General features: G+C 67.0%; 18 protein-coding genes and 3 tRNA genes. 10 read left to right on the top strand and 11 right to left on the bottom strand.

The annotated features are described in order from the left end of the window. Positions 1-71 precede the first annotated feature (71 nt). Positions 72-1,664, top strand: coding sequence for a hypothetical protein (locus LVJ59_RS08480; RefSeq protein ID WP_232762666.1), 1,593 nt, complete (start codon positions 72-74; stop codon positions 1,662-1,664). A gap of 258 nt (positions 1,665-1,922) precedes the next feature. Here the strand turns inward: LVJ59_RS08480 and LVJ59_RS08475 are convergent, their stop codons facing one another. The 6 genes from LVJ59_RS08475 to LVJ59_RS08450 form a co-directional block, all read right to left on the bottom strand. Then, positions 1,923-2,636: a CDP-alcohol phosphatidyltransferase family protein gene (locus tag LVJ59_RS08475; protein WP_232762665.1), complete on the bottom strand. Its 714-nt coding sequence runs from the start codon at positions 2,634-2,636 to the stop codon at positions 1,923-1,925. An 8-nt stretch (positions 2,637-2,644) separates the two neighbouring features. Next, entirely contained in the window at positions 2,645-6,094 is a 3,450-nt protein-coding gene (locus LVJ59_RS08470; RefSeq protein ID WP_232762664.1) for a fibrinogen-like YCDxxxxGGGW domain-containing protein, read from the bottom strand. Between the two features lie 29 nt (positions 6,095-6,123). Next, positions 6,124-6,684: a hypothetical protein gene (locus LVJ59_RS08465; RefSeq protein ID WP_134352917.1), complete on the bottom strand. Its 561-nt coding sequence runs from the start codon at positions 6,682-6,684 to the stop codon at positions 6,124-6,126. Between the two features lie 179 nt (positions 6,685-6,863). After that, on the bottom strand, positions 6,864-8,369 hold the full coding sequence (locus LVJ59_RS08460; RefSeq protein WP_232762663.1) for a polysaccharide biosynthesis C-terminal domain-containing protein: 1,506 nt from the start codon (positions 8,367-8,369) through the stop codon (positions 6,864-6,866). Further along, a complete protein-coding gene (locus LVJ59_RS08455) occupies positions 8,366-9,127 on the bottom strand; it encodes a WecB/TagA/CpsF family glycosyltransferase (RefSeq protein WP_134352919.1) in 762 nt (253 codons plus the stop codon). The genes LVJ59_RS08460 and LVJ59_RS08455 overlap by 4 nt, the downstream gene beginning before the upstream one ends. Before the next feature lie 4 nt (positions 9,128-9,131). Then, positions 9,132-10,658, bottom strand: a complete 1,527-nt coding sequence (locus tag LVJ59_RS08450) for a sugar transferase (RefSeq protein WP_134352920.1) — start codon at positions 10,656-10,658, stop codon at positions 9,132-9,134. 308 nt (positions 10,659-10,966) lie between these two features. Between LVJ59_RS08450 and LVJ59_RS08445 the strand changes: the two genes are divergently transcribed. From LVJ59_RS08445 to LVJ59_RS08430, 4 genes are all read left to right on the top strand, one after another. Continuing rightward, positions 10,967-12,151, top strand: a complete 1,185-nt coding sequence (locus LVJ59_RS08445) for a low temperature requirement protein A (RefSeq protein WP_374199052.1) — start codon at positions 10,967-10,969, stop codon at positions 12,149-12,151. Positions 12,152-12,223: 72 nt separating this feature from the next. Then, complete coding sequence (locus LVJ59_RS08440; protein WP_232762662.1) at positions 12,224-13,192, top strand: intradiol ring-cleavage dioxygenase; 969 nt, start codon at positions 12,224-12,226, stop codon at positions 13,190-13,192. A 204-nt stretch (positions 13,193-13,396) separates the two neighbouring features. Beyond that, positions 13,397-13,672, top strand: coding sequence for a hypothetical protein (locus tag LVJ59_RS08435; protein ID WP_232762661.1), 276 nt, complete (start codon positions 13,397-13,399; stop codon positions 13,670-13,672). A gap of 102 nt (positions 13,673-13,774) precedes the next feature. Continuing rightward, positions 13,775-14,947: an acyl-CoA desaturase gene (locus tag LVJ59_RS08430; protein WP_232762660.1), complete on the top strand. Its 1,173-nt coding sequence runs from the start codon at positions 13,775-13,777 to the stop codon at positions 14,945-14,947. 88 nt (positions 14,948-15,035) lie between these two features. On the opposite strand, the gene LVJ59_RS08425 is transcribed toward LVJ59_RS08430, so the two are convergent. Then, positions 15,036-16,424 carry a cell division initiation protein gene (locus tag LVJ59_RS08425; RefSeq protein ID WP_232762659.1) on the bottom strand — a complete coding sequence of 463 codons (1,389 nt, stop codon included), beginning with the start codon at positions 16,422-16,424 and terminating at the stop codon, positions 15,036-15,038. On the opposite strand from LVJ59_RS08425, the gene LVJ59_RS08420 reads away from it, so the two are divergent. From LVJ59_RS08420 to LVJ59_RS08405, 4 genes are all read left to right on the top strand, one after another. Continuing rightward, positions 16,423-16,572, top strand: a complete 150-nt coding sequence (locus LVJ59_RS08420) for a hypothetical protein (protein ID WP_232762658.1) — start codon at positions 16,423-16,425, stop codon at positions 16,570-16,572. The genes LVJ59_RS08425 and LVJ59_RS08420 overlap by 2 nt on opposite strands. 163 nt (positions 16,573-16,735) lie before the next feature. Continuing rightward, positions 16,736-17,029, top strand: a complete 294-nt coding sequence (locus LVJ59_RS08415; RefSeq protein ID WP_231554993.1) for a hypothetical protein — start codon at positions 16,736-16,738, stop codon at positions 17,027-17,029. 129 nt (positions 17,030-17,158) lie between these two features. Continuing rightward, positions 17,159-18,484, top strand: a complete 1,326-nt coding sequence (locus LVJ59_RS08410; protein WP_232762657.1) for an FG-GAP-like repeat-containing protein — start codon at positions 17,159-17,161, stop codon at positions 18,482-18,484. Positions 18,485-18,539: 55 nt separating this feature from the next. Beyond that, positions 18,540-19,385, top strand: a complete 846-nt coding sequence (locus LVJ59_RS08405; protein WP_232762656.1) for a transposase — start codon at positions 18,540-18,542, stop codon at positions 19,383-19,385. A 33-nt stretch (positions 19,386-19,418) separates the two neighbouring features. Here LVJ59_RS08405 and LVJ59_RS08400 read toward each other — a convergent pair whose 3' ends face one another. The 4 genes from LVJ59_RS08400 to LVJ59_RS08385 form a co-directional block, all read right to left on the bottom strand. Next, the gene (locus LVJ59_RS08400) at positions 19,419-19,736 is read right to left on the bottom strand and encodes a hypothetical protein (RefSeq protein WP_232762655.1); all 318 of its coding nucleotides are present in this window, start codon (positions 19,734-19,736) and stop codon (positions 19,419-19,421) included. 114 nt (positions 19,737-19,850) lie between these two features. Continuing rightward, positions 19,851-19,923 (bottom strand) — tRNA-Phe (locus LVJ59_RS08395). Positions 19,924-19,992: 69 nt separating this feature from the next. Then, positions 19,993-20,066, bottom strand: a tRNA-Asp gene (locus LVJ59_RS08390). A gap of 29 nt (positions 20,067-20,095) precedes the next feature. Then, positions 20,096-20,168 (bottom strand) — tRNA-Glu (locus LVJ59_RS08385). Between the two features lie 211 nt (positions 20,169-20,379). Here LVJ59_RS08385 and LVJ59_RS08380 point away from each other — a divergent pair. After that, positions 20,380-21,735 carry a M23 family metallopeptidase gene (locus LVJ59_RS08380; protein ID WP_131492953.1) on the top strand — a complete coding sequence of 452 codons (1,356 nt, stop codon included), beginning with the start codon at positions 20,380-20,382 and terminating at the stop codon, positions 21,733-21,735. The last annotated feature ends 50 nt before the right edge of the window (positions 21,736-21,785 follow it).

The following is a 21,785-nucleotide window of genomic DNA, read 5'->3' as shown; positions in this document are numbered from 1 at the left end:
GGCTGTGACATCGGCGGGAGAGCAGTGGGGGCTGTTCCGCAACGGTGTGAAGGCGAGGGGGAATTTCGTCCATGAATGAGGATCAGACCGGCGCGGCGTCGCTGGGCTTCGAGCAGTACGTCTTCGTGCTGAAGCGGCAATGGCGTCTGCTCATCGGTGCCACCGTCATCGGGGGACTCGTGGCCGCCCTGTACCTGCTTCTCGCGCCGCAGACCGTCACCGCGACGACGACCCTCAATCTGAACGTCATCACCACCGAGCCGTTCAGCGCACAGCGCGCGGCCTCCGGCCTCCTCGACGACGCGACGGAGACGGCGATCGCGCGGTCGCACGTCGTCGCGTCCCGCGCCTCCGATCTCCTGAAGGACTCCTTCTCGCCCAACGAGATCCGCAGCGCCTCCACCGTCGCGACCACTTCCGGCGCGGCTGTCGTCACCGTCGACTTCGACGCATCGACCGCCGCCGATGCGATCCGTGGCGCGGACGCGGTGGCCTCCGCGTACCTCTCGTTCCGCAGTGACCAGGCACAAGAGCGCATCGATGTGATGGTGAGCAACCTCACCGAGCGCATCGACGCCTTGAACAAGACGCTCGGCGAGGTCAACCAGCAGCTGGTGTCGGCCGACCCGAGCAGCGCCGCCTATGCGCAGGCGACCACTCAGCGTCAGCAGATCCTCACCGAGCTCGACGGCCTGCTTTCGGAGCGGAATGGGCTCCAGAGCGTCGACACCACGGGCGGTATCGTCCTCTCTGCTGCGGAGGACAACGAACTGGCCTATTCGCCGGCGCGCACCGTCACGCTGCTCACCGGCCTCGCCGCAGGCCTCGTCGTCGGCATCATCGCTGCGTTCGTGTGGAACCCGTTCGATCGTCGACTCCGCAACGCCAAGGAGATGTCGCGGGAGCTGCGGGCACCCGTCTTCGCCACGCTCGACGCTCGCCGTGAGGACGTTCCGGCGCGCGGCGACGCCGCAGATTCACTGCGAGTGACCCGAGAGCGCCTGCTCGTCGACATCTACCTCGGGTCGACGGTTCTGGTGATCGACGCCACGCACCGTGGGGAGACGTCGCCCACTGCCGTCAACCTCGCCGTGGTCACCGCGCAGGCAGGGCACAATGTTCAGCTCATCGTGCCCGAGGGCTCGGAGGAGTTCCGCGACCATCTGCGAACGGCGCTCGCGCTGGAAGCTGCGTCGGGTGGCACTGCCTACTCGAGGACGGTGCCTGCCCTGCGGGTGTTCTCGGCCACAGACGACGGAGACGAGCTCCAGGGCGACCTGTTGCTGACGGAACAGACGCACGTGGCCATCGATAACGCGGGCGCCGAGGACATCACCTTCCTTGTGCTCTCGTCCTCGGCGCATCCCGCGAGCATCCTCGCCGGTCTGCGTGTCTCGCGGTCTGTCGTCATCGTCACGCGGGAGAAGGATACGACCAGCACCGAGATCCGCTGGCTTCGCGAAGAGGCCGACGGTATCGAAACGCCCATCCTCGGCGCTGTCGCGGAACGCGCGGTGTCCAGAGGAGACCGCGGAGAAGCGGGTATCGCCTGGCCGCTCTCCGCTCGCTCCGAGCGCACGGCGTCCTCGCGGCACAGCGCCCGCACCGACGAGACCGCGGCGGCCCGGGACGAGGAGTCCTCTGTGGTGTCCGGGGCTTCCTGATCCCGGGACGGCTTCGCGCTGGTCTCTCGTTCGAAGCTCCGAGTCGCCGTAGCACTTCCTCTCGAAGAACGCCCCGCGCAGGTGCCTCGACGTCGATCTCCGGGCATCGGGAAGAGGCCCTGACCGAACGTGGCCAGGGAAGGTGTGAACTCCGAGGGCCGACTTCGAGTGTCACCTTCCTCGCGCGCAAGAAGAACCCCGTCGCCGAGTGGATGGGCGACGGGGTTCTCCGCGCGAGCGCGGGATCACGTGGCGTGATCAGCGAAGGGTGAGCTTGCGGTACTTCCGTCGCATCGACGCGGCGGTGTGCACGAAGTTGATCACGAACAGCAGCGCGTAGACGACCGCGAACAGCGGCGGGAAGATCCAGCACGCGAAGCTCCAGCAGAGCACGCCGGTGTCGGTCGGGAGGAGGAACAACGACTTGCGGAGGCCGTTGGACTCGGCCTCCTCGCCCCCGGAGTTGCGGACCAGCTGCTCGGCGAGGATCTGGCTCATGAACTGGCCCACGCTCATCACCGCGAACAGCAGCGCGACCACCGCGAGCCAGGCGAGTTCCGGGCGGTGCAGGACGACGACCACCGCGACCGTCAGGTGGATCGCGGGCGTGCGGATGGCGTCGACCACATGATCGAGCCACTCGCCGGCAGGACTCGACGCCCCGGTGAGCCGGGCGACCTGACCGTCGGCCGAGTCGAAGACGTACCCTGCAGCAAGCAGGGCGGCGGTGAGCAGCGCCGTCCACCAGGTGGGGCCGACGATGACCAGCACCGCGAGGCCGGCTGCCGAGAGGGCGGCGCTGATCATCGTCACCGCGTTCGGCGTCAGCCCGAGGGCCGCCGACGCCGCGGCGACTCCTCGGGCGAGCCGACGGTTGACCCAGCGCGTATAGGCCGGGACACCTGCGCCGCTCTTCTGGGCGCGGTTCAGATCGGCGAGATACTCTCGGAATCCGTTTCGGGGTGCGGCCATCACACCTGTCATGATGTCACGGCGGAGAGCTCGAAGCTGTGGCTCGGAGTGGAGCGGTAGTTCGAGTGCACTTCGACCGCGATTACGTTGGTGCCCACCTGGAACGCCGACGCCGGCACGTCGAACACGAACGGGGTGTTGACGGCGTTCGTCGCGGACACCGCGGCGTTCGCGTAGGTGTTCTGTGTGACGGTCCCAGGGTCGATGTTCTTGCGGGCGACTTCGACACCGTTCACGTAGACCACGATGCCGTCATCGGCGCGGGTGGTCACCGTCAGTTTGTCGAAGTCGACCGCGGTCAGGGTGATCGGGTGACGGTAGTAGCTCGTCACCGGTCGCGGCGACTGAGCCGTGTCGAGAGGCGTGGCGAGGCCGCTGTGTCCCCACCCGAAGGCGCCGGCACCGGTCGTCCACGCCGAGGCGTCGAAGTCGGTCGCCGCCCAGTTCGCCGGAATCGCGTCCGTCGAGAACTGGTAGGACCAGTCGGATCCGGCGGCGATGACGCTCGTGTCGGCGGGCTCGGGCTCGGGCTCGGGGTCGGGCTCGGGCTCGGGCTCCGGCTCGGGGTCCGGCTCCACGGGCGGTGCCGGCTGCGTGCCCATCGTCGCCACCGCTTCGAGCTCGAAGCTGTGACTCGGGGTCGAGCGGTAGTTCGAGTGGACCGACGCCGTGATGACGTTGGTGCCCGTGGTGAACAAGTAGCCCGGAACCGTGACCGTCTGAGGGTTCGCCAGCGCTGTCGACGCTCCGACCGCAGCATTCGCGTAGGTGCCCACGCCAGCCGTGCCGGGGTCGACATTCTTCCGGAGGACCTCCGTGCCGTTGACGTAGAGGACGATGCCGTCATCAGCGCGTGTGGTGATCTCCACGGACTCGACCTTCGAGGCATCGGTGACCTGGAACGCCTGTCGGTAGAAAGAGGCGAGCGGCTTCGGCGTGACGCTGGTGGTCAGCGTGGTGCCGAGAGTTGCCTGGCCCCATCCGAGAGGAGCCGCACCGGTCTGCCAGGAAGACGCGTCGTAGGACGTGGTCGTCCATGCGCCCGTCGGACCCGTGGCGTTGTACAGGTAGGACCACTCGGACCCGGCCGCGATGAACGTCTCGGTGGTCGGCTGTGCCGGCGGGGCGACCGCCGTGACACCGGCGGTCGATGCGGAGGCGTTGCCGCGAGCGTCGATCGCGCGGACGAAGTAGAGCGTGTCGGCGGGCGCGGCCGGCAACGTGGTGGTGGTCCCGGTCACAGTCGCGACCACACGATCCTTCCGGAGCACCTGGTATGCGGTCACTCCACGGTCATCGGTGGAGGCGTTCCAGCTGAGTGCTACGCCGTCGTCCGCAGTGTTCACCACGAGACCCGTCGGCGTGGTCGGCGCCGTCGTGTCGCGCTGGGCGTGGCGTACGAAACCGCCCGACCATTGCCGCACGTACCCGGCCTGCGTCGAGTAGCTCCAGTCACCGCCCTGCCAGAGCGTGCCCTTCGAGTCGACGAACAGTGCCCACGAACCTGCGCCACGCTGCGTGTCGAAGTCGCCGTTGAAGCTGGGGATCCGGTCACCGGTCGATGCGCTCCACGCTCCCGAGCCATACACAGCGTCTGCCGCAGTCCAGGTCGTTCCGATCGGGTTCCAGGTCGTCGCGCCCTGGTACTGGGTTTCGAAGCAGTGGCATCCGCCGTAGACGGCGTTTCCATCGGTGGCGATCGCTTGGAAGTCACCGCCGGCGTTGCCGACCGACGAGCTCATCAGCGTGAGACCGTCTCGGGAGTAGCTGAACAGCGAGTGCTCGGACCCACCGAGCCAGACGCGGTCCCCGACCTCGAGGACAGCCTGCTGGTAACCGCTGCGTCCGCTGTTGCGGTTGGAGAAGACGACAGACCACGGGTAGAGGTCGGTGTTGCTCGCGGACATCGCGGCGGCCTTGTCCGCCGGGCGAGACTTCGACTGCGTGAAGAATCCGGCGAAGTACACGCGATCTCCACGGGCCGAGGCGTCGACGCTCATGACCGTTCCGTTGAACTCCGGGTTCCACGAGCCGTCGGGCGTGCCGTTGGTCACCGAGAAGCGGGCGGCACCGCGCGTGTAGTTGGACGAGGAGGACGACCCACCGGTCGAGTGTGTGAAGACGCCGGCCGCGTACAGCCAGCCGTCCTGGACATCGAGGGTGCGCACGACGGGCACGCCGCCGCTCAGCGCGTTCGTCAGGCGTCCCGTGAACGTCGGGTCGATCTCACCCGTCGTCGCGTTCAGCACGACCAGCCCGGCGACGTTCTGGCCGTTCACCTGGGTGAAGTAGCCTCCGACCGCGATGCGGTTGTTGGGCATTGCGGCGAGTGCCTTGACCTGGTTGTTGAAAGTCGGGCGGAACGTCGAGACGAACTCCGCCGAGTCACGCTGGAACGCGGCCAGATACGACTGGGACTGAGCGCTGCCGCCGCCCGCGGTCTTCTGCGCGGAAGTGAAGTTACCGCCGACGAAGACCGTGTTGCCGACCTCGGCGAACGCCGAGACCTCGTTGCTGCCCTCGATCGACGCGGGTCCGTTGCCGAGACCGGCGACGCCCCAGTTCTGCGTCTGGGCGAAGCTGTCGACGACGGCCTGGTTCGCGATCGCTCCCGTGCCGGACGACGGGATCGCGGTGAGCGAGGCCGTCGAGATCTGCGGACGGATGAACACCTGCGTGAACGGGCGGGCGTATCCGGTGTTCGTGTCCTTCGACCACAGGTAGCTCGTGTCGCTCGGGCTGCCCTTGATGTTGCTGCCGAATCCGAAGCCCATCGCCCAGCCTTCGGTCGAGCCGGTGATGGTGCGGACGCGGTTGTAGTTGTTGTCGCTTCCGAAGTTCGACGTGTTGCCGCCGGTCCTCGTGACACTGCCGATCTTGTACTGCGCCACCCGCTGCTCGTTGTTGAACATCCAGGTCCACTTGTCGCGCGGGCTGGAGAAGGTGAACGTCATGTCCTGCCACGTCGTGCCGGCCGTGTTGGTGGCGCGGACCAGCCGGATTCCCTCGGCGAGGTTCTTGACCGGCTGGTTGTTCACCAACTGGTCGATGAGCTCGCCGGACAGCTGGCGGGGCTTGAACGCCGCGGGGCCGGTGATGTCGGTGCGAACCTGCTCGGGCGAGCCGGAGCCGTTGGTCGACGTCGACCAACGCTCACGTCCGCGTCCGACGAGCAACCAGCCGCCTCCGCTGGTGGTCTGGTCGCAGTAGAACTGGTCGGCGGCGACCATTGCCGGCGTCTTCAGCCAGTAGATGCCGTCCGAGGCTTGCGGGTCGCGCTGTTTGATCTCCCAGCACGATGCCGCGGCGGTGATCTCGGACAGGCCGTCCGCCGTGGGCAGCGTCGGTTCGGCGGCGGACGCCGCGGATACCGAGGTGAACATCGCTGCGATCGTGAGGGCGGCGGTCGCCGCTGCGACCGCGACGCGGCCGGTGCGGCGAGAGGTGTTGCGAGTCATTTCAGGGCGCCTTTCGTCAGCGGCCGAGGTCAGCATGTCGGGTCGTTCGGGAAACTGTGGTTGGCGATCCGCCAGATGTCGTCGCTGCCCTGCACCAGCGTGAAGAGGTGCAGTGCGCGAGGCGTCTTCGCAGAATCGTCACCGATCGGATCGCCGTTGGCGTCGAGGATCGACACGGCGGAAGAGTCGATACACGCCGTGATCTGAGCCGTCGGCGGATCGGAGTCCGAAGTGAGGCTGGTGACCTCGCTCGTCACGAGTGTGGGCGAGCCCTTGATGCTCCAGCCCTGAGAGATGAGCTCCTGCCACTGCGCCTCGAGCTCTGCGGCGTACGAGTCGACGGCGATGTCCTTGAGGAGAGCCTCGAGGTCGGCCGACGTGCCCACCGTGCCGATCGGAGCGGCCAGCGCCGTCTCGATGGTGACGAGTGCCTCGTCATCATCGAGCTCGCCCGCCACGGTCGGCGGACCGGCCGGCGCGGGTGTCGCTGTCACCTGCGGTGTCGGCGATGCCGCACCGGGCGTCGAACCGTTGCCACTGTTCGTGGACAGCGCGAAAGCGATGATCGTGCCCGCGGCGATGAGAACCACCGCGACGATCGAAATCCATAGAGCCTTGCTGCGCCTTTTGGCGTCAGTAGGCGTCCCCAAAACGTCCCCAGACATTACTTTTCCCCAGTTGTAAGTTGCTCGTCCCACCGAGCGGCCTCCGACACGACTCGGTCAGAAGCTCCCCAGGCGGCATACTAGCACGCGTCTCGACAGGCGCACTACCCCTGGGGAGTCGGGCTGCTGGGCGGACGCCGGAGCTCTCCGAGGTGAAGACGCCGACGGTCCCAGCGGCACCATGCGAGAAACAGTGCGCCACCGACGAGGGCAGCAACGATGAGACCTACCCAGGTCGCCCCCAGGAGCATTCGGGACGCGAGAGCCGGTATGCCGATCGTGAGCGTCGCCACCAGGAGCGGGTAGAGGCCGGGTAGGGGCGATACGTTCAGCTTCAGCACGTATCGCACCTGGAGGGAGGCGAGGAGGGCATCCAATGCGCACGCCACGGCCCAAGCGGCCGCCGCGCCCGTGATGCCCCACAGCGGCACGAACGCGTAGATCAGTGCCACGTTGACCGCGACCGCCACCGCCTTGTTGGCCGCGGCCAATCCACTGCGACCGCTCATCAGCAGCACGGAGTGGATGTTTCCCGCGAGGAAGGTCACGATCGAGCCGACCGACATCACGATCAGAACCGCCTGCCCCTCCGCGAAGGACTCACCGAGCAGTGAGAGCGCGACCGGAGCGAAGATGGCGAGCAGCAGATAGACCGGTGTGCTGAAGAGGACGAGCCACACGGTGGCCGTGCGATAGACCGACTCCAGCTCGTGTCTGTCCCCGCGGTGCAGCATCCGACTGAACATCGGAGAGACGACGACGCGTAGCGCGGTGTCGACGATCATTCCCGCGGCGACGAATCGACTCGCGGCCCCGTACACCCCTGCCGCCGCGGGACCTGCGATGGCACCGACGATGATCACGGCCACCCAGATCAGCAGTTGCTCCAACCCCGATGACACGACCCGAGGGAGGGCATAGCGGAGGGTACGGCCGGGCACGCCCGATCGCAGGAATCCGGGCTGCGTCGCACTGCCCAGCCGCCGGAGCTGGATGAGCACCACGATGACAGCGACGAGCGCGGCAGGCACGAGTGGCAGTGCCCAGGCGACGGTCGCCCCCAGGGCACCGGCACCGAGGCCGACGACGGCGGCGATCGCCAGCGGACGCAACGAGGGGAGGAACACGTTGCCCACGAGCACGTAGGCGGTCACCTGGCCGAGGGCCCGCGTCGCCGACAGGGCCGTCAGCATCACCGAGGCGACGGGAAGCAGCCACACGATCGATCTGATCGCTTCTGCCACGGGGTCACCGGGCGCTTGTGCCTCGACGATCAGCGCGCCGGCGAAGAGAACCACTGCGCAGACCAGGCCCGCGACAGCCGAGGTCAGGAGGAGGAACGCGCTAGTGGGGCGGAGGAGCTGCCTATCGTCTTCCAGCTGGCGCGGCAGGATCCAGATAGCGGCGGAATCCATGCCGAATCTGGCGACGCCGAGCGCGATCGTGAACGCGCCGACTGCCTGCAGGACGACGCCCGAGCCGGCGTCACCGAGAAGGCGGCCCAGCACGATGATGAGCACCAGGCCCATCACGGCGCTGATCGCGGAGCCGACGAAGCTCAGCGCCCCACCGCGCGCCAGCTCGCCGCGCGAGGTGGTGGCTGCGCTCATGCCCGCGACCCGCGGAGCTTCTGTCTCGCGACCGCGGCCATGAAGGAGGGGTTTCCCAGCAAATACCGCTTGGCGAGGCGGCGAGGCTCGATGATCAGGCGCCAGAGCCACTCAAGCCCTGCACGGATCATCCACTCCGGTGCGCGCCGGTTCGATCCGCTCAACCAGTCGAAGAGTCCGCCGCAGGTCAGCACCGCGGGGGGGAGCCGGTCGCGGTGCGCATCGACCCAAAGCTGCTGAGCGGGATCGCCCATTCCGACGAACAGGATCCGCGTGCCGTGGGCGGCGATGTCGTCGAGCACGCCGTCGATCTGATCGGCGGAGACGTAGCCGTGATGAGTGCGCAGTGCGAGGCCGGGGATCTTCGCGCGCAGTTTGGTCGCCGCGCTCTCTGCCACGCCATCGGCCGCGCCGAAGAAATAGACAGGGATGTCCGATCGCGCGGCCGCACGAAGAATGGGCTCGGCGATGTCGGTGGTCGCGAGACGGCCCGGGAGCGGCAGGCCGAGCACTTTTGCCGCCCACACGACGGACTGCCCGTCGGCGTACGTCGTGCTGGCGTCGAGCAGCTGGCTGAAGCGCTCGTCCTTTCGGGCGAGGTTGCACACATGCGCGTTCACGCCGACCGCCACTTCCGTGCGGTCGCCGGAGGACATGGTGAGGACCCGGTCGATCAACGTCGACTCGGAGTACGAGTCGACCCGCACACCGGCGACATCGATGGACTCTACGCCTGCGGGTGGATGTCCGTCACTCATCCGTTCAGTATGCCCCGCTCGGCTGGACCATGACCTTCGCCGTGCGCCACATGATCTGCAAGTCGTTCATGACCGACCAGTTCTCGACGTAGCGCAAGTCGAGGCGGACGCTCTCGTCCCACGAGAGGTCGCTGCGTCCGGACACCTGCCACAGGCCGGTGATACCCGGCTTGATGTAGAGGCGACGGAACACTGTGCCGTCGTACGCGGTGACTTCGCTGGGCAGCGGCGGACGCGGGCCGACGACGCTCATGTCTCCGGTGAGGACATTCCAGAACTGAGGGAGCTCGTCGAGCGACAGCTTGCGCAGGATCTTGCCGATGCGTGTGACGCGCGGGTCATCCTTCATCTTGAAGAGAAGGCCGGCGCCTTCGTTCTGCGCCTTGAGCGCTGCGAGCTGCTGCTCCGCGTCGGTCTTCATCGAGCGGAATTTGACCATCTTGAAGGTGCGACCGTCTCGTCCGACGCGCTCCTGGAAGAAGAACACCGGTCCTGGCGAGTCGAGCTTGATGAGCGTCGCCAGCACCGGGGTGATCAGGCCGATGGGGATGAGAGCGAGCGTCGCCACCGCGATGTCGAGCGCACGCTTGAGCATGTGCACGCCACCCTCGTAGGTCGGGATCTTCACCTGGATCAGGGGGAGACCGTCGACCTGGCGGAGGGAGATTCGGGGTCCTGCGACATCGGTCAGCCGACTCGACAGCACGAGCTCGGCGGCAGTTCCTTCCAACTGCCAGCTGAGCTGCTTGATGAAGTCGGGGTCTCCCTCGGGGCGGCTCGCCACGATGATGGTGTCCGCCCCGAGCTGCGCCGCGGCTGCGGCGACAGAGTGAAGATTGCCCACGACCGGGTAAACACTCTCCCCGATCGTGAGCGTGCCGGCATTGCGATCCAGCAGCGTCGTCCCCACGACGTGGTAGCCGTTCTCCGCACCCTTCTGCAGAGAATCGATCACATACTCGACGTCCCCGGTATCGCCGACGACCAGGGTCCTCGACGCGTACTGGCCCCTGAGGCGCTGCCGCTGCAGCCAGCGGCGCCAGGTCCAGCGTGCGAAGAGCAGCCCGAGCATCCCGACCGGGAGTGCGGCGAAGAACAGCGGCTGCAGTCCTTCCCACTCCAGGAGGACGCCCGCGATCGCGGCGATGCCGAAGGCGAGACCGCCGGCGTGTGCCACGCGGCGGTACTCGGTGGCTCCGGATCCGAAGATGGCGGCCGCCCGGGTGTTGAGGGCCGACAGCATCAGATACCAGGCCAGGCCGAGAAGCGCCGCGTTGCGCAGCGCTTCGGCGGCCCACACGTCGGTGATCAGCTGGATCGCCGCCGTCAGACCGACCGCGAACAGGATGACAGCCGCATCCGTGATCCGCAGGCGCATCCGATAACCGCGCTCCCACTGCCGACGTCGTTCCAACGTCGCCGATGCGCGCGGTGTGACCACCGTGCGCGTCACCGACTTGGTGGCTCGTGGAGCCGCCACCGGCGCGAAGCCCGTACGAGCGATGCTCAGAGCATCCTCGACGGAAGTCATGCCGAGGCCCCTTGAGCCGTGAATGTACGCAAAATTCCCCAGTGCGTCATTTGATTCCCCAGATTCCCCAGACCATGAACCCCACGTTCACGGCATCGTCTGCGTCCCGACCCCTCGGGTCCTGCTGAAACTCTCTGTGATTCCCACATCACGGAGTGCGTTTTCGCCGTCCCACACGGCGTTCGCTGACAGCAGGCACTGCAGACCTTCAACACTGTAGCGGAACATGCGGGCGACCGAAAGGTAATTCTCCCGAATGGACGAACCTGTGTCGCCGCGGGGATGAACCCTGGCGCTATCCTGTCGCCGTGACCGCGAACCCGACCACTGCGCGCTTCCACCTCCGCCCGATGCTGCCGCGCGATCCTGCCCAGCCGCACCGCACCGCCAGCACGCTCGAGCTGTTCTTCGACCTCGTGTTCGTCGTCGCGGTGAGTATCGCATCTGCGCAGCTGCACCACGCGCTGAGCCATGGCGACTTCCTGCACGGCATCACCTCGTACGCGATGCTGTTCTTCGCAATCTGGTGGGCCTGGATGAACTTCACGTGGTTCGCGACGTCCTTCGACACCGACGACTGGCTCTATCGCGTGACGACGTTCGTTCAGATGGGTGGTGTCCTCGTGGTGGCGGCGGGTATCCCACGGGCGTTCACCGACGGCGATTTCACGATCACGGTCCTCGGATACGTCGTCATGCGCATCGCGATGGTGGCGCAGTGGCTGCGGGCATCACGCTCGGCCGGTCCCTTGCGTTCGGCGACACGGCGATACGCGTTCGGCATCGCCGCGGTCCAGGTGCTGTGGATCCTCTTCCTCGTGATTCCGAGCGGACCCTGGCAGATCGCCGCGTTCATCGTCTTCGCCCTCATCGAGATCGGCATCCCGGTGTTCGCCGAGTACCGGAAGCAGACGCCCTGGCATCCTCACCACATCACGGAACGCTACGGCCTCTTCACCCTGATCGTGTTGGGGGAGAGTCTGCTCGCGTCCGCGAACGCCATCATCGAAGCGATCGAGGAGGTCGAGAGCCTTGGTCCGCTGATCGCGATCTCGGTGCTCACGCTCGTCGTCACGGCGTCACTGTGGTGGATCTACTTTTGGCCACCGCACCACCGGGCCATCACCAGCTTCCAGCGCTCACTGCGATACGGCTACACGCATTACTTCGTGTTCGCAGCGGCCGCCGCCTTCTCGGCCGGGATCGAGGTCGAACTCGACGTGTTGACGGGGAAGAGCCATCTGGCCAACGTCGCGGCCTCCTTCACCGTCACCATCCCGATCGCGATCTTCCTGCTCGGCATCTGGTGGATCGCGATCCGGGAGAACGCCGACCGCGTGGTGAACACCGTCGTCCCGATCGCTGCTCTTCTCGTGCTGCTGGACCCGGTGCTTCCGGTCCCCGTGACATTGACGGCTCTGATCCTCGTCGGCGTCGTCGTGGTGCTGGTCCTTCGCCCGCCGGTGGGGTCGGCAGACATAGGCGAGGCATAACGCGGGCAAAGGTCGCTGATCGGATGCTCCTGGACCATGGGTGAACCACACCGGTCGCTCGACAGGAGACAGATGATGAGCATTCCCGAACCCACCCACACACCGGACGGTCCTACGTACGAAGGGCGGCTTCTCGATCGCGCCGACGAAGAGGTCGTCGATCAAGGGGCGGCTTTCGACATCCGGACCCTGATGAGCAGGAGGGGCGTGCTCGGCCTCGCCGGTGTCGGTATCGGTGCCGTTGTCTTGGCGGCCTGCGCGCCAGGATCGTCGTCCGGATCGCCGACGCCTGCGTCGACGGCGACCTCCGGGGCAACGGGGGCGATCACGGGCGTGGACGAGATCCCCGATGAGACAGCCGGACCGTATCCGGGTGACGGTTCCAATGGCCCCGATGTGCTCGAAGACTCCGGGATCGTCCGCCGCGATATCCGCTCGTCGATCGACGGAGCGGCGACCGCCGACGGTGTGCCCCTCACCTTCGAGCTGCAGATCCTCGACCTGGCGAACGGCGGCGTCCCCTTCGCGGGGGTCGCGGTCTACGCCTGGCACTGCACCGCACAGGGCGAATACTCGATGTACTCCTCCGGTCTGGAAGACGTCACGTACCTTCGGGGCGTTCAGGTTGCGGATGCCGACGGCAAGGTGTCGTTCACTTCTGTCTTCCCCGGCTGCTACTCCGGCCGTTGGCCGCACATCCATTTCGAGGTCTATCCCGATGTCGACTCGATCACCGCCTCGACCAACGCCATCGCCACCTCACAGCTGGCGCTGCCGGAAGACGCGTGCACGGCGGTGTATGCCGTGTCGACGTACGACGGCTCCGCACGGAACCTGTCGCAGATCTCCCTCGCGAGCGACAACGTGTTCGGCGAGGATTCTGGGGCTCTGCAGGTCGCGACGGTGACCGGAGGTGTCGCGGCGGGATACAAGGCCGCTCTTGTGGTGGGCGTCGACACGGCGACGGAGCCCACGGCAGGGTCCGCGCCCGGAGGTGGCCAAGGCGGACCGGGGAGCGGTGGCACACCACCCTCGAACTGACGACGAAGAGGCTGTCTCGTCTGTCGCTGCGGCGGTCTGCTATGCTGATCGTGCAACGTGTGTGCATCGCCCCCCTCTCGGCCGCCACGTCGCCACTGATCAGGGCCATCACGGACCGCGCACATCGATGCGTGCGGAATCCGCCCTCGATCTCACATCTTGCGGAGCGCCACGCGTGTCCGCCACACAGCAATGAGCATGACCATGAGCACGACCACTTTTCCTCCATCCGATCCGTTGACCTGGAAGCAGGCTGACGACGACGTCCACGTCGCGACCCGCGCCGGCGAGTTCGCCGGTTTCGTCGAGTTCGACGGCAACGCCCATCTCGTGCGTGACAACCACGGCGCCGAGCTCGGCGCATTCGGCTCGCTCGACGAGGCCTTCCGTGCGCTCGAAGACGCACACGAGCCGACCCCGCAGGGTCCTGCCTTCCTCCCGCGAGCCTGGCGGCGCCGCGCTCGCCGCGCCCGCGCCTGACCGAGCGGCGAGACGCCGGAACTGACCGCGCCTGGGCGCTCGTCGTGAGGTTCCGATGTATTCCCTGACGCGTATGCGGTGGGGGCTACTGTGAGGTAAGCGTTGGGCGGCTGCCTTGGGCTTTCACAGCTCAAGGGCTCCGAACGTCAGGAGAAGATCATCTCCATCACACAGATCGAACCGACCGCGGCAACGCTGGGCCCGATTCGTCAGACCTACTCCGGCAATGCGGATTTCCCGCCGATGGCCAAGGCGTACAAGCAGGTGTCGCAGGTGGTCAAGGAGACCGGGCTGCTCGGCCGGACGCGGTGGTTCTACGTCTTGGTGTCCGTCGGCATCGCCGTCGCTCTCGGCGGCCTCATCACCGGCTTCATCCTGCTCGGCGACAGCTGGTTCCAGCTGCTCATCGCGGCGGGCCTCGGCATCGTCCTCACGCAGATCGCGTTCCTCGGACACGAGGCCGCGCACCGCCAGATCCTCACGACGGGTCCCGCGAACTTCAAGCTCGCACGCATCGTGATCGCCAGCATCGGCATGAGCTACTCGTGGTGGGACTCGAAGCACACCAAACACCACGGCAACCCGAACCAGGTCGGCAAGGACCCCGACATCGAGGTCGACACCATCTCGTTCCTCGAGGAGGACGCGGCGAAGGCGAAGGGCTTGATCAAGCTGATCACCCGCAAGCAGGGGTGGCTCTTCTTCCCACTGCTCACGCTCGAGGGACTGAACCTCCACTTCCTCGGACTGAAGTACCTCCTGACGACCAAGAACGTCAAGGGACGCTGGACCGAGCTGAGCATCATCGCACTGCGGTTCGCCCTGATCCTCGTGCCCGTGTTCATGATGCTCCCGCTCGGGATGGCGTTCGCGTTCATGGGCGTGCAGTTCGCGGTGTTCGGTGTCTACATGGGGGCCGCCTTCGCGCCGAACCATAAGGGCATGCCGATCGTCGATCCCGCCGCCCGTCTCGACTTCTTCACCAAGCAGGTCCGCACCTCCCGCAACATCAGTGGCGGATGGTGGACGACCTGGCTCATGGGCGGACTCAACTACCAGGTGGAGCACCACCTCTTCCCGAGCATGCCGCGACCGCATCTGGCGAAGGCGCGGGAGATCGTGCGCGACTACTGTGCCGCGAACAACGTGCCGTACACGGAGACCAGCCTCGGACGCTCGTACCTGATCGTGATCGAGTACCTCAACCGGGTCGGCCTCGCGGCCGGTGCCGACCCGTTCGACTGCCCTGCGGTGGCGCAGTTCGGTCGGGCCTAGCCCGCACACACCATCCGGGCGCTGATCAGTCCGGGAACGAGAGAGGCGCGAGCAGGGATCCCTGCTCGCGCCTCTCTCGTCTGCGTGACTACTTGGAGGACTTCTTCTTCGTCTCCACCACGTCGATCGTGATCTTCTCGAGCGGGCTGTCGTCGTCGAGCTCGTCCTCGAGGACCTCATCGCCGAGGAAGGTGTCTTCCGGGGTCTCGTCCGCGACGGCCTCTGCGGGGGCTGCGCCGGGTGCGTCCGCTCCGGTGATCTCCGTCGGCAAGGCGTCATCGGAGAAGATGCCGTCGGGACGGATGAGCTCCTTGACCTCGGCCATGAAGCTCGAAAGCTGCTGCTGCTGCCACCGCAACTGACGCGTGCGGTCCTCCGCATCGTGCAGCACTGCGGTCGTGTGGCCGGTGACCGAGTCGACGATCTTCTGCGCCTTCGCGCGAGCGCGTTCGAGGGTCTCGCGAGCGCGCACCTGCGCGTCGGCTTCGATGGCCTGCGCCTGCGAACGGGTCAGGCGCTCGTAGTCCTCTGCCCGCGCCGAGATGCGCTGGGCGTGTTCGAGCGACGCCGAGACTTGCTCGTTGGCGTCGTTGGTGATGCGCTCGGCGTGCGCCACGGCCTGGTTGTGCAGAACGAGGAACTCCTGCTGCGCGTCGTCCTGCCGACGGGTGAGGGTCTCCTCGAACTCCAGCACTCGGGCGTTCATGTCGCGGACGTCGCGTTCGGCGTCGGCGCGCAGCTGGGTCGTCTCGCGCGTGACGAGGGAGCGCAGCGCGGCGGCGCCCTTCTCGGCCTCGGTGCGGATCGCCGTCGCCTCCTGTGCGGCCTGGTTCACCTTCTCCGCGGCATGTGCGGCTTCGCGCTCGATGCGGGCCTCGTGCGCCGTGTACTCGGTGTCCATCTTCAGACGCACCTGGTCTGCGTCGCGCTGCGCCTGGTCCTTGATGCGCTCAGCGTCGGCTTCGGCCTCGGCACGCTGCGCGGTGACTTCCTCACGGGCAGAGGTCATCAGGCGGTCGGCCTGCACAGCCGCGTTCTGGATGAGGACGTTCGCCTGCTCCTCGGCGACGCGGAGGATCGCCTCGAACTGCTGACGAGACGGCGCCTCTTCACCATCAGGCTGCGGGGTGTCGACGAGCTCGGAGGTGAGCGTGGCGACCTGCTGCTCGGCGTCGGAGGCCTTGGCGTTCGCGGCGGCCAACTCGCTCTCGAGGGCTTCGCGGGCCTTGCGCTCCTCTTCCCGGACCGTCTCGACGGCCTCTTCCTCGCGGGCCTGTGCCTCGGCGACATCGGCGGCAGCCTGCTTGAGCTGATTCCGGAGGGCCGCGAGCGCAGAGTCGACCTCGGCCTTGTCGTAGCCGCGGAAGCCGACCGTGAAGGCGCCCTGCTGGTCGCGCGGCGTGGTCTCGATCAGCTGGTCGAAGAAGTCCGGCGAGCGCTCGTCGTCGCGGCCGGCGTTTCCGGGAGAATCGCTCATGAGGTTCTTGCCTTTCTGGCGTGGGCACACGGCGGGCTGCGGCTCCATCCCGGAGTGCGGGACCGTGCGACCGGAGGAGGAGGTCGTCTGGGCTCACGCCGCCATGACCGGGACGGTCGGGACGGGCGAGGCGCTCGTCCCAGCCTAGTTGCGACGGCGCGAAGTTGTGAGCCTGTTTTGCCGGTCTCGGAGGGAAGGCACAGCCCGGGCCGACAGCATATCGGTGACCCCCTGCCTCCTCCCGGCCCGCGGCGCAACCCCTTTTCGACGAGGAGCCGAGTCGCATAGCGTCAGCAGCGAACCGGAAGAAGATGACGACGACCGGAGGCGAGATGTACACGATCATGCGCACGCGGATCGCGCTCAACGAGGCGGAGTACTTCCTGGCGGAGGGCCAGGATGTCGCAGACCTCAGACGGAGGATCGAAGAGGCCATGCGCTCGGGCGGCGGATTCGTCGAGTTCGACGTCGCGGGGGAGCGGTCGGTGAGCGTCCTGATCAGCTCCACCACACAGGTCGTGATCTCGACCTCGACGGCCGATGAGGGTGGGCACGACGACGGCGACGGCGGGACGCCCTACGGCGGGGAGTACGACCTGGTCTGAGCGGAAGACTCAAGGACCGCGGATCCAGGGGTTCCGCGGCGGCGCTCGTGGGAGATGGCCACCGCACTGATACGGTGACGGCGGAGGGCATCACGTCCCTGGGGCCGCCGAACAAGAGAGAACGTCGAGATGAAGCGACCATCCCGTGTGCGTCTCGGTCGCATCGGGATCGTCACCGTGCTCGCACTCGTGATCGGCGCATCTGCGCCATCGCTGTCCTCGAGCATGACGGCTACCGCGGCGAGCGTTCCCCAGATGGTCTATCCGGCATCGGGCAACATCCAGTCGAAGGTCGGCGACGGCTGTCGGGGCAACTACCGTGCCCACGACGGCATCGACATCTCCGGGGCCGGCGGCACGCCCATCGTCGCGTCCTACGACGGTGTCATCAAGTCGCGCACCGCGAACAGCGGCTACGGCAACTACACCGACGTCGAGCATCCAGGCGGCTACGTCACGAGGTATGCGCACATGGCCTCGCCGGGGATGTATGCCCCGGGCACCCGGGTGGTCCGCGGCCAGAAGATCGGCATCGTCGGCAACACGGGTAACTCCCCGGCCTACCACCTGCACTTCGAGGTGCGGCTCAGAGGCGCGGTGTACACCGCGGTCAACAACGGGTTCGTCTGCCTCTCGAACGTCGTGCGCGGCGCCTCGCTTCCCCTGTACTTCCCGGGCCTCGGAGACGGACAGGCCCCCGGTGTCGGATCGGCCGACTACACCGGTGACAAGAATGCCGATCTTCTGGCGATCTCCGGGAACGGTGACCTCCGTCTCCGGCCCGGCACGGGTGCGGGGCGCTTCTCCTCCGGGACTACCCTTTTCGCAGGGTGGGGTGACACTCGTCGACATCTCACCCATGCCGACTTCAACAACGATGGCAAGGCCGACATCCTCGCCGCACGGTCCGATGGCGTCCTTGAGTTCTATGCCGGTAACGGCGCAGGCGGATTCGCATCAGCCGTATCGGTGGGCACAGGTTGGTACAACATGCTGCATGTGGTCTCCGGTGCCGACTACACGGGTGACGGGAAGCAGGATGTCCTCGGCGTCTCCTCGTCCGGCATCCTGACCATCTATCGCGGCAACGGCTCCGGAAGGTTCGGGTCTCCGAACATCACCGTCGGCAAAGGATGGGAGTCGTTCCACTTCCTCGTCGGTGGCGACTTCGACAATGATGGGCGCGGAGATCTGATGGCGATCGACGGCCTCGGAACGCTCTACTTCTATCCGGGGATGCCGGGGAAGTTCGGGACGCGGCGTGCGGTCGGATCGGGGTGGGTGGAGTTCACCGCCCTGACCGGAGGCGTCGACTACAACGGTGATGGTCTCGCTGATCTGGTCGCTCGCACCCCCGCCGGTCAGCTCTATCTCTACCCGGGGCTCGGCAACGGCAATGTCGGCACCAGATCGTTGATCAGTGCGGACTGGGCTGACCAGCTGGCGATCGAGTAGTCCAGGTCGAGCCGCGAACCGACGCTGGAGAAGGTGTGCGGCGTATCGTGGGCGCATGGCCGACCCCACCTTCGAGGAGATCGCGGCCGCTCTGTACGCGGGCTCCCCGGAAGCCTTCGTCGCGTCGCGGAAGGACCGGGCCTCGGAGGTCGACGACGCGGAACTCGCATCCCGCATCCTCGCACTCCGCAAGCCCTCGATCGCGGCCTGGGTCGTGAACGTGTTCGCGCAGCAGCGGGCCGGCCAGCTGGGGGAGGCGCTGCGGCTGGCGGCCGAGCTTCGTGAGGCGCAGGACGAACTGGATGCGCCTGCGCTGGCGAAGCTCGGCAGAGAACGTCGCGCTCTCACCCGACGGCTCGCGGAGACGGCGGCCGAGCTCGCGGGTTCTCGCGGCGAACGCATCACCCCCGCGACGCGGGAAGCCGTCGAGCGCAGCATCTCGGCGGCGTTCTTCGATCCCCTGGCTGCGAGCGCGGTCGCCTCCGGGCGGCTGTTGCGGGCGCTCGAACCCACGGCGTCGGCCACCGACATCCGGGACGCTGTGGCCGGCGACATCGATTCGCGGGAAGCCGCCCCGCAGCGGCCGACCGACGAGTTGCAGGAGCGGCGCGCGCGGAGAGAAGCCGAACGTCGCCTCGCCGCGGCCGAGAAGGACCAGGTGGCCGCGGAACGGGAGCTCGCGAAGCAGGAGACGGAGCTGCAGCGGCTCCGAGACCGTGCGGCCGAGCTTGCCGAGAAAGCTGAAGAGCTCGAGGCGGAACTCACCCGGACCCGTGTGGCGGCGAGCCACGTCGAACGGGACATCCCCGAGGCGCAGGAGCGTCAGGCGATTGCCGCAGAGCGGGTGGATGACGCCGTGGAGGCAACGGCGCTCGCGCGGAAGGCCCTGGACGCCCTGTAGCGTGCAGTTTCCGCAGAGCTGCGTCGAGTCGAGTCAAGCGGGACGGAGACGACCACGCAGGAAGGGGAGCGCCGGGGCTCGGTATTCCCAGTTCGCGTCATCCTCGGGAGTGAGGGAGGCTTCCGCGCGACCGAAGCGCCAGAGGCGGTTGAAGAGGAACACTTCGATGACGACGGGACGGTCGGTCGGGATCTGCCAGGTGCCCCGACCCCACTGCGTCGGTTGACCGCGTTCGCCGATGACGAGCGTGGGCCTGACTCCTGCGTAGAGCGCGAAACGGGGGCGCCGCATCGTGAGTTCGATCCGGCGGACGCTCGCTCCGGGACCCCGCGCCGACCTCTCGTCATCCATGATGACCGAAGCCTACTGGGCCGCGGGAACCCGCTTTTCACCAGGGCAAAGCAAAACCCCCGCCATGTAGAAGCTAGGCGAGGGTTTCTGGAGTGATTGTAACGATCACTCGTGTGGCTCCGACCGGCATCGATCCGGTGACCTTTCGATTTTCAGTCGAACGCTCTACCAACTGAGCTACAGAGCCGCGCGACCGGCGAACCTGTCGCGTCCTAGACGAAGAGCCCTCTCCGAAGAAAGAGCTCATCGCACGGAGCGACCCTGACGGGACTTGAACCCGCGACCTCCGCCGTGACAGGGCGGCACGCTAACCAACTGCGCTACAGGGCCATACTTGTTTTCAATTGTATCGGAAGGTGTGACCCCAACGGGATTCGAACCCGTGCTACCGCCGTGAAAGGGCGGCGTCCTAGGCCGCTAAACGATGGGGCCGAGTCAGTCCCGGAGGACTTCCTTGCCGACGCTCAAGCATAAGGGATGATCCGGGCAAATCGCGAATCGAGGGCGAGGCGGCTACCCCCGGGCGTGTTTCAGGAGGACGATGGAACGGTCAGGCGTGCGATGACCGTCGTCGGATCGACCCTGGTGCGGATGTGAAAGTTGTTGTTAGTGTGGCATTTGTGAAACCGGCGGAAGGGGCCGCGTGAACGACGACCAGACAACTCTGGATGCTGCGGTTGCCGCCGCTTCAGATGATTGCGGCTGCGCGCCCAGTCCTGCCGAGCGCCGAGCGTTCGGCAAAGACGGCCTCAGCCGCCGAGGCGCTCTCGGCCTCGGCGTGCTCAGTGTCGTCGCGCTCAGCGCCTTCGGCATCTCCCAGGGCGTATCCGCCGCCTACGCCGCGACGTACCCGAGTTGGGACGATGTGCAGCGGGCGAAGCAGAGCGAGGCCGCCAAGGCCGCCGAGGTCACCCGCATCGAGGGCCTCATCCAGTCCCTGACCCAGAAGGTCGCCGAGACCCAGGCGGCTGCGAAGGTCGCCGCGGACGAGTTCTACGAGGCACAGCAGAAGTTCTTCGCCGCGTCCACCGAGGCCGACTCTCTGCAGGCCAAGGCCGACGAGCAGTCCGCGAAGGCCGACGCGTCCGCGAAGAAGGCCGGCCAGGTCGCCGCGCAGCTGTATCGCAACGGTGGCGATGACACCTCTCTCGAGCTGCTCTTCACCGGATCCGCCGACAATGCCGACGAGCTGCTCGCGCGCCTCGGCACGATGGACAAGCTGTTCGAGTACAACCAGTCGGTGTACGACGATGCGGTCGCCGCCCGGAACTCCGCGCAGTCCATGAGCGACCAGGCGGTGGTCGCTCGTGATGAGCGCGACCGCCTGCAGAAGATCGCCGAAGAGAAGATGGTCGTCGCTCAGCAGGCCGCCGACGCCGCTCAGGCTGCGCTCGACGAGCAGTCCGCGAACCTCGCCACCATGCAGGCGCAGCTCGCCGCTCTCAAGGACGCGACGACCAAGACGGTCGCGGGCTACAAGGCCGGTGTCGCGGCCGAGGAGAAGAAGCGCAGAGAGCGCGAAGCTGCGGAAGCTGCGGCCAACGCCGGCGGCAACAGCGGCGGCGGCGGCTCTCAGGGCAGCGGTGGCTGGTGCCGTCCTCACGGCGGCGGCAAGAGCTCCGGCTACGGACCCCGTTCGCAGCAGTGCGGCCCGCAGGGCTGCTCCTCGAGCTTCCACTACGGCACGGACTTCGCGAACGGCTGCGGCGCGGCGATCTATGCCGCCCAGTCCGGCACGGTCGACTACGCGGGCTACAACGGCGGCTACGGAAACTACATCCGCATCCAGCACGGCGGGGGAATCGGCACCGGCTACGCGCACATCCGCGACGGAGGCATCGTCGTGCGGTCGGGCCAGTGGGTCAGGTCCGGTCAGGTCATCGCCTACGCGGGCAACACCGGGCGCTCGTTCGGCTGCCACCTGCACTTCGAGGTCTACGACCGCGGTAGCGCCATCAACCCGGTGCAGTTCCTCGCTCGGCATGGCGTCTCCGCCTGATCAGCACCTCATCTTCGACGAGAAGACCCCCGGCCGCAGTTGCGGAACCG

It is taken from the genome of Microbacterium sp. KKR3/1 (assembly GCF_021272365.1).
In the GTDB taxonomy this organism is placed as follows: domain Bacteria; phylum Actinomycetota; class Actinomycetes; order Actinomycetales; family Microbacteriaceae; genus Microbacterium; species Microbacterium aurugineum.
The sequence above is the reverse complement of the archived record's forward strand: the minus strand, read 5'-3'. Positions and strand labels throughout refer to the sequence as shown.

What these genes read in the sequence shown, in the direction of transcription:
- LVJ59_RS08480 (WP_232762666.1), top strand. Translation starts at nt 72, where the DNA reads ATGAATGAGGATCAGACCGGCGCGGCGTCGCTGGGCTTCGAGCAGTAC.
- LVJ59_RS08475 (WP_232762665.1), bottom strand. Translation starts at nt 2,636, where the DNA reads ATGGCCGCACCCCGAAACGGATTCCGAGAGTATCTCGCCGATCTGAAC.
- LVJ59_RS08470 (WP_232762664.1), bottom strand. Translation starts at nt 6,094, where the DNA reads ATGACTCGCAACACCTCTCGCCGCACCGGCCGCGTCGCGGTCGCAGCG.
- LVJ59_RS08460 (WP_232762663.1), bottom strand. Translation starts at nt 8,369, where the DNA reads ATGAGCGCAGCCACCACCTCGCGCGGCGAGCTGGCGCGCGGTGGGGCG.
- LVJ59_RS08455 (WP_134352919.1), bottom strand. Translation starts at nt 9,127, where the DNA reads ATGAGTGACGGACATCCACCCGCAGGCGTAGAGTCCATCGATGTCGCC.
- LVJ59_RS08450 (WP_134352920.1), bottom strand. Translation starts at nt 10,658, where the DNA reads ATGACTTCCGTCGAGGATGCTCTGAGCATCGCTCGTACGGGCTTCGCG.
- LVJ59_RS08440 (WP_232762662.1), top strand. Translation starts at nt 12,224, where the DNA reads ATGATGAGCATTCCCGAACCCACCCACACACCGGACGGTCCTACGTAC.
- LVJ59_RS08435 (WP_232762661.1), top strand. Translation starts at nt 13,397, where the DNA reads ATGAGCACGACCACTTTTCCTCCATCCGATCCGTTGACCTGGAAGCAG.
- LVJ59_RS08420 (WP_232762658.1), top strand. Translation starts at nt 16,423, where the DNA reads ATGAGGTTCTTGCCTTTCTGGCGTGGGCACACGGCGGGCTGCGGCTCC.
- LVJ59_RS08425 (WP_232762659.1), bottom strand. Translation starts at nt 16,424, where the DNA reads ATGAGCGATTCTCCCGGAAACGCCGGCCGCGACGACGAGCGCTCGCCG.
- LVJ59_RS08415 (WP_231554993.1), top strand. Translation starts at nt 16,736, where the DNA reads ATGACGACGACCGGAGGCGAGATGTACACGATCATGCGCACGCGGATC.
- LVJ59_RS08410 (WP_232762657.1), top strand. Translation starts at nt 17,159, where the DNA reads ATGAAGCGACCATCCCGTGTGCGTCTCGGTCGCATCGGGATCGTCACC.
- LVJ59_RS08405 (WP_232762656.1), top strand. Translation starts at nt 18,540, where the DNA reads ATGGCCGACCCCACCTTCGAGGAGATCGCGGCCGCTCTGTACGCGGGC.
- LVJ59_RS08400 (WP_232762655.1), bottom strand. Translation starts at nt 19,736, where the DNA reads ATGGATGACGAGAGGTCGGCGCGGGGTCCCGGAGCGAGCGTCCGCCGG.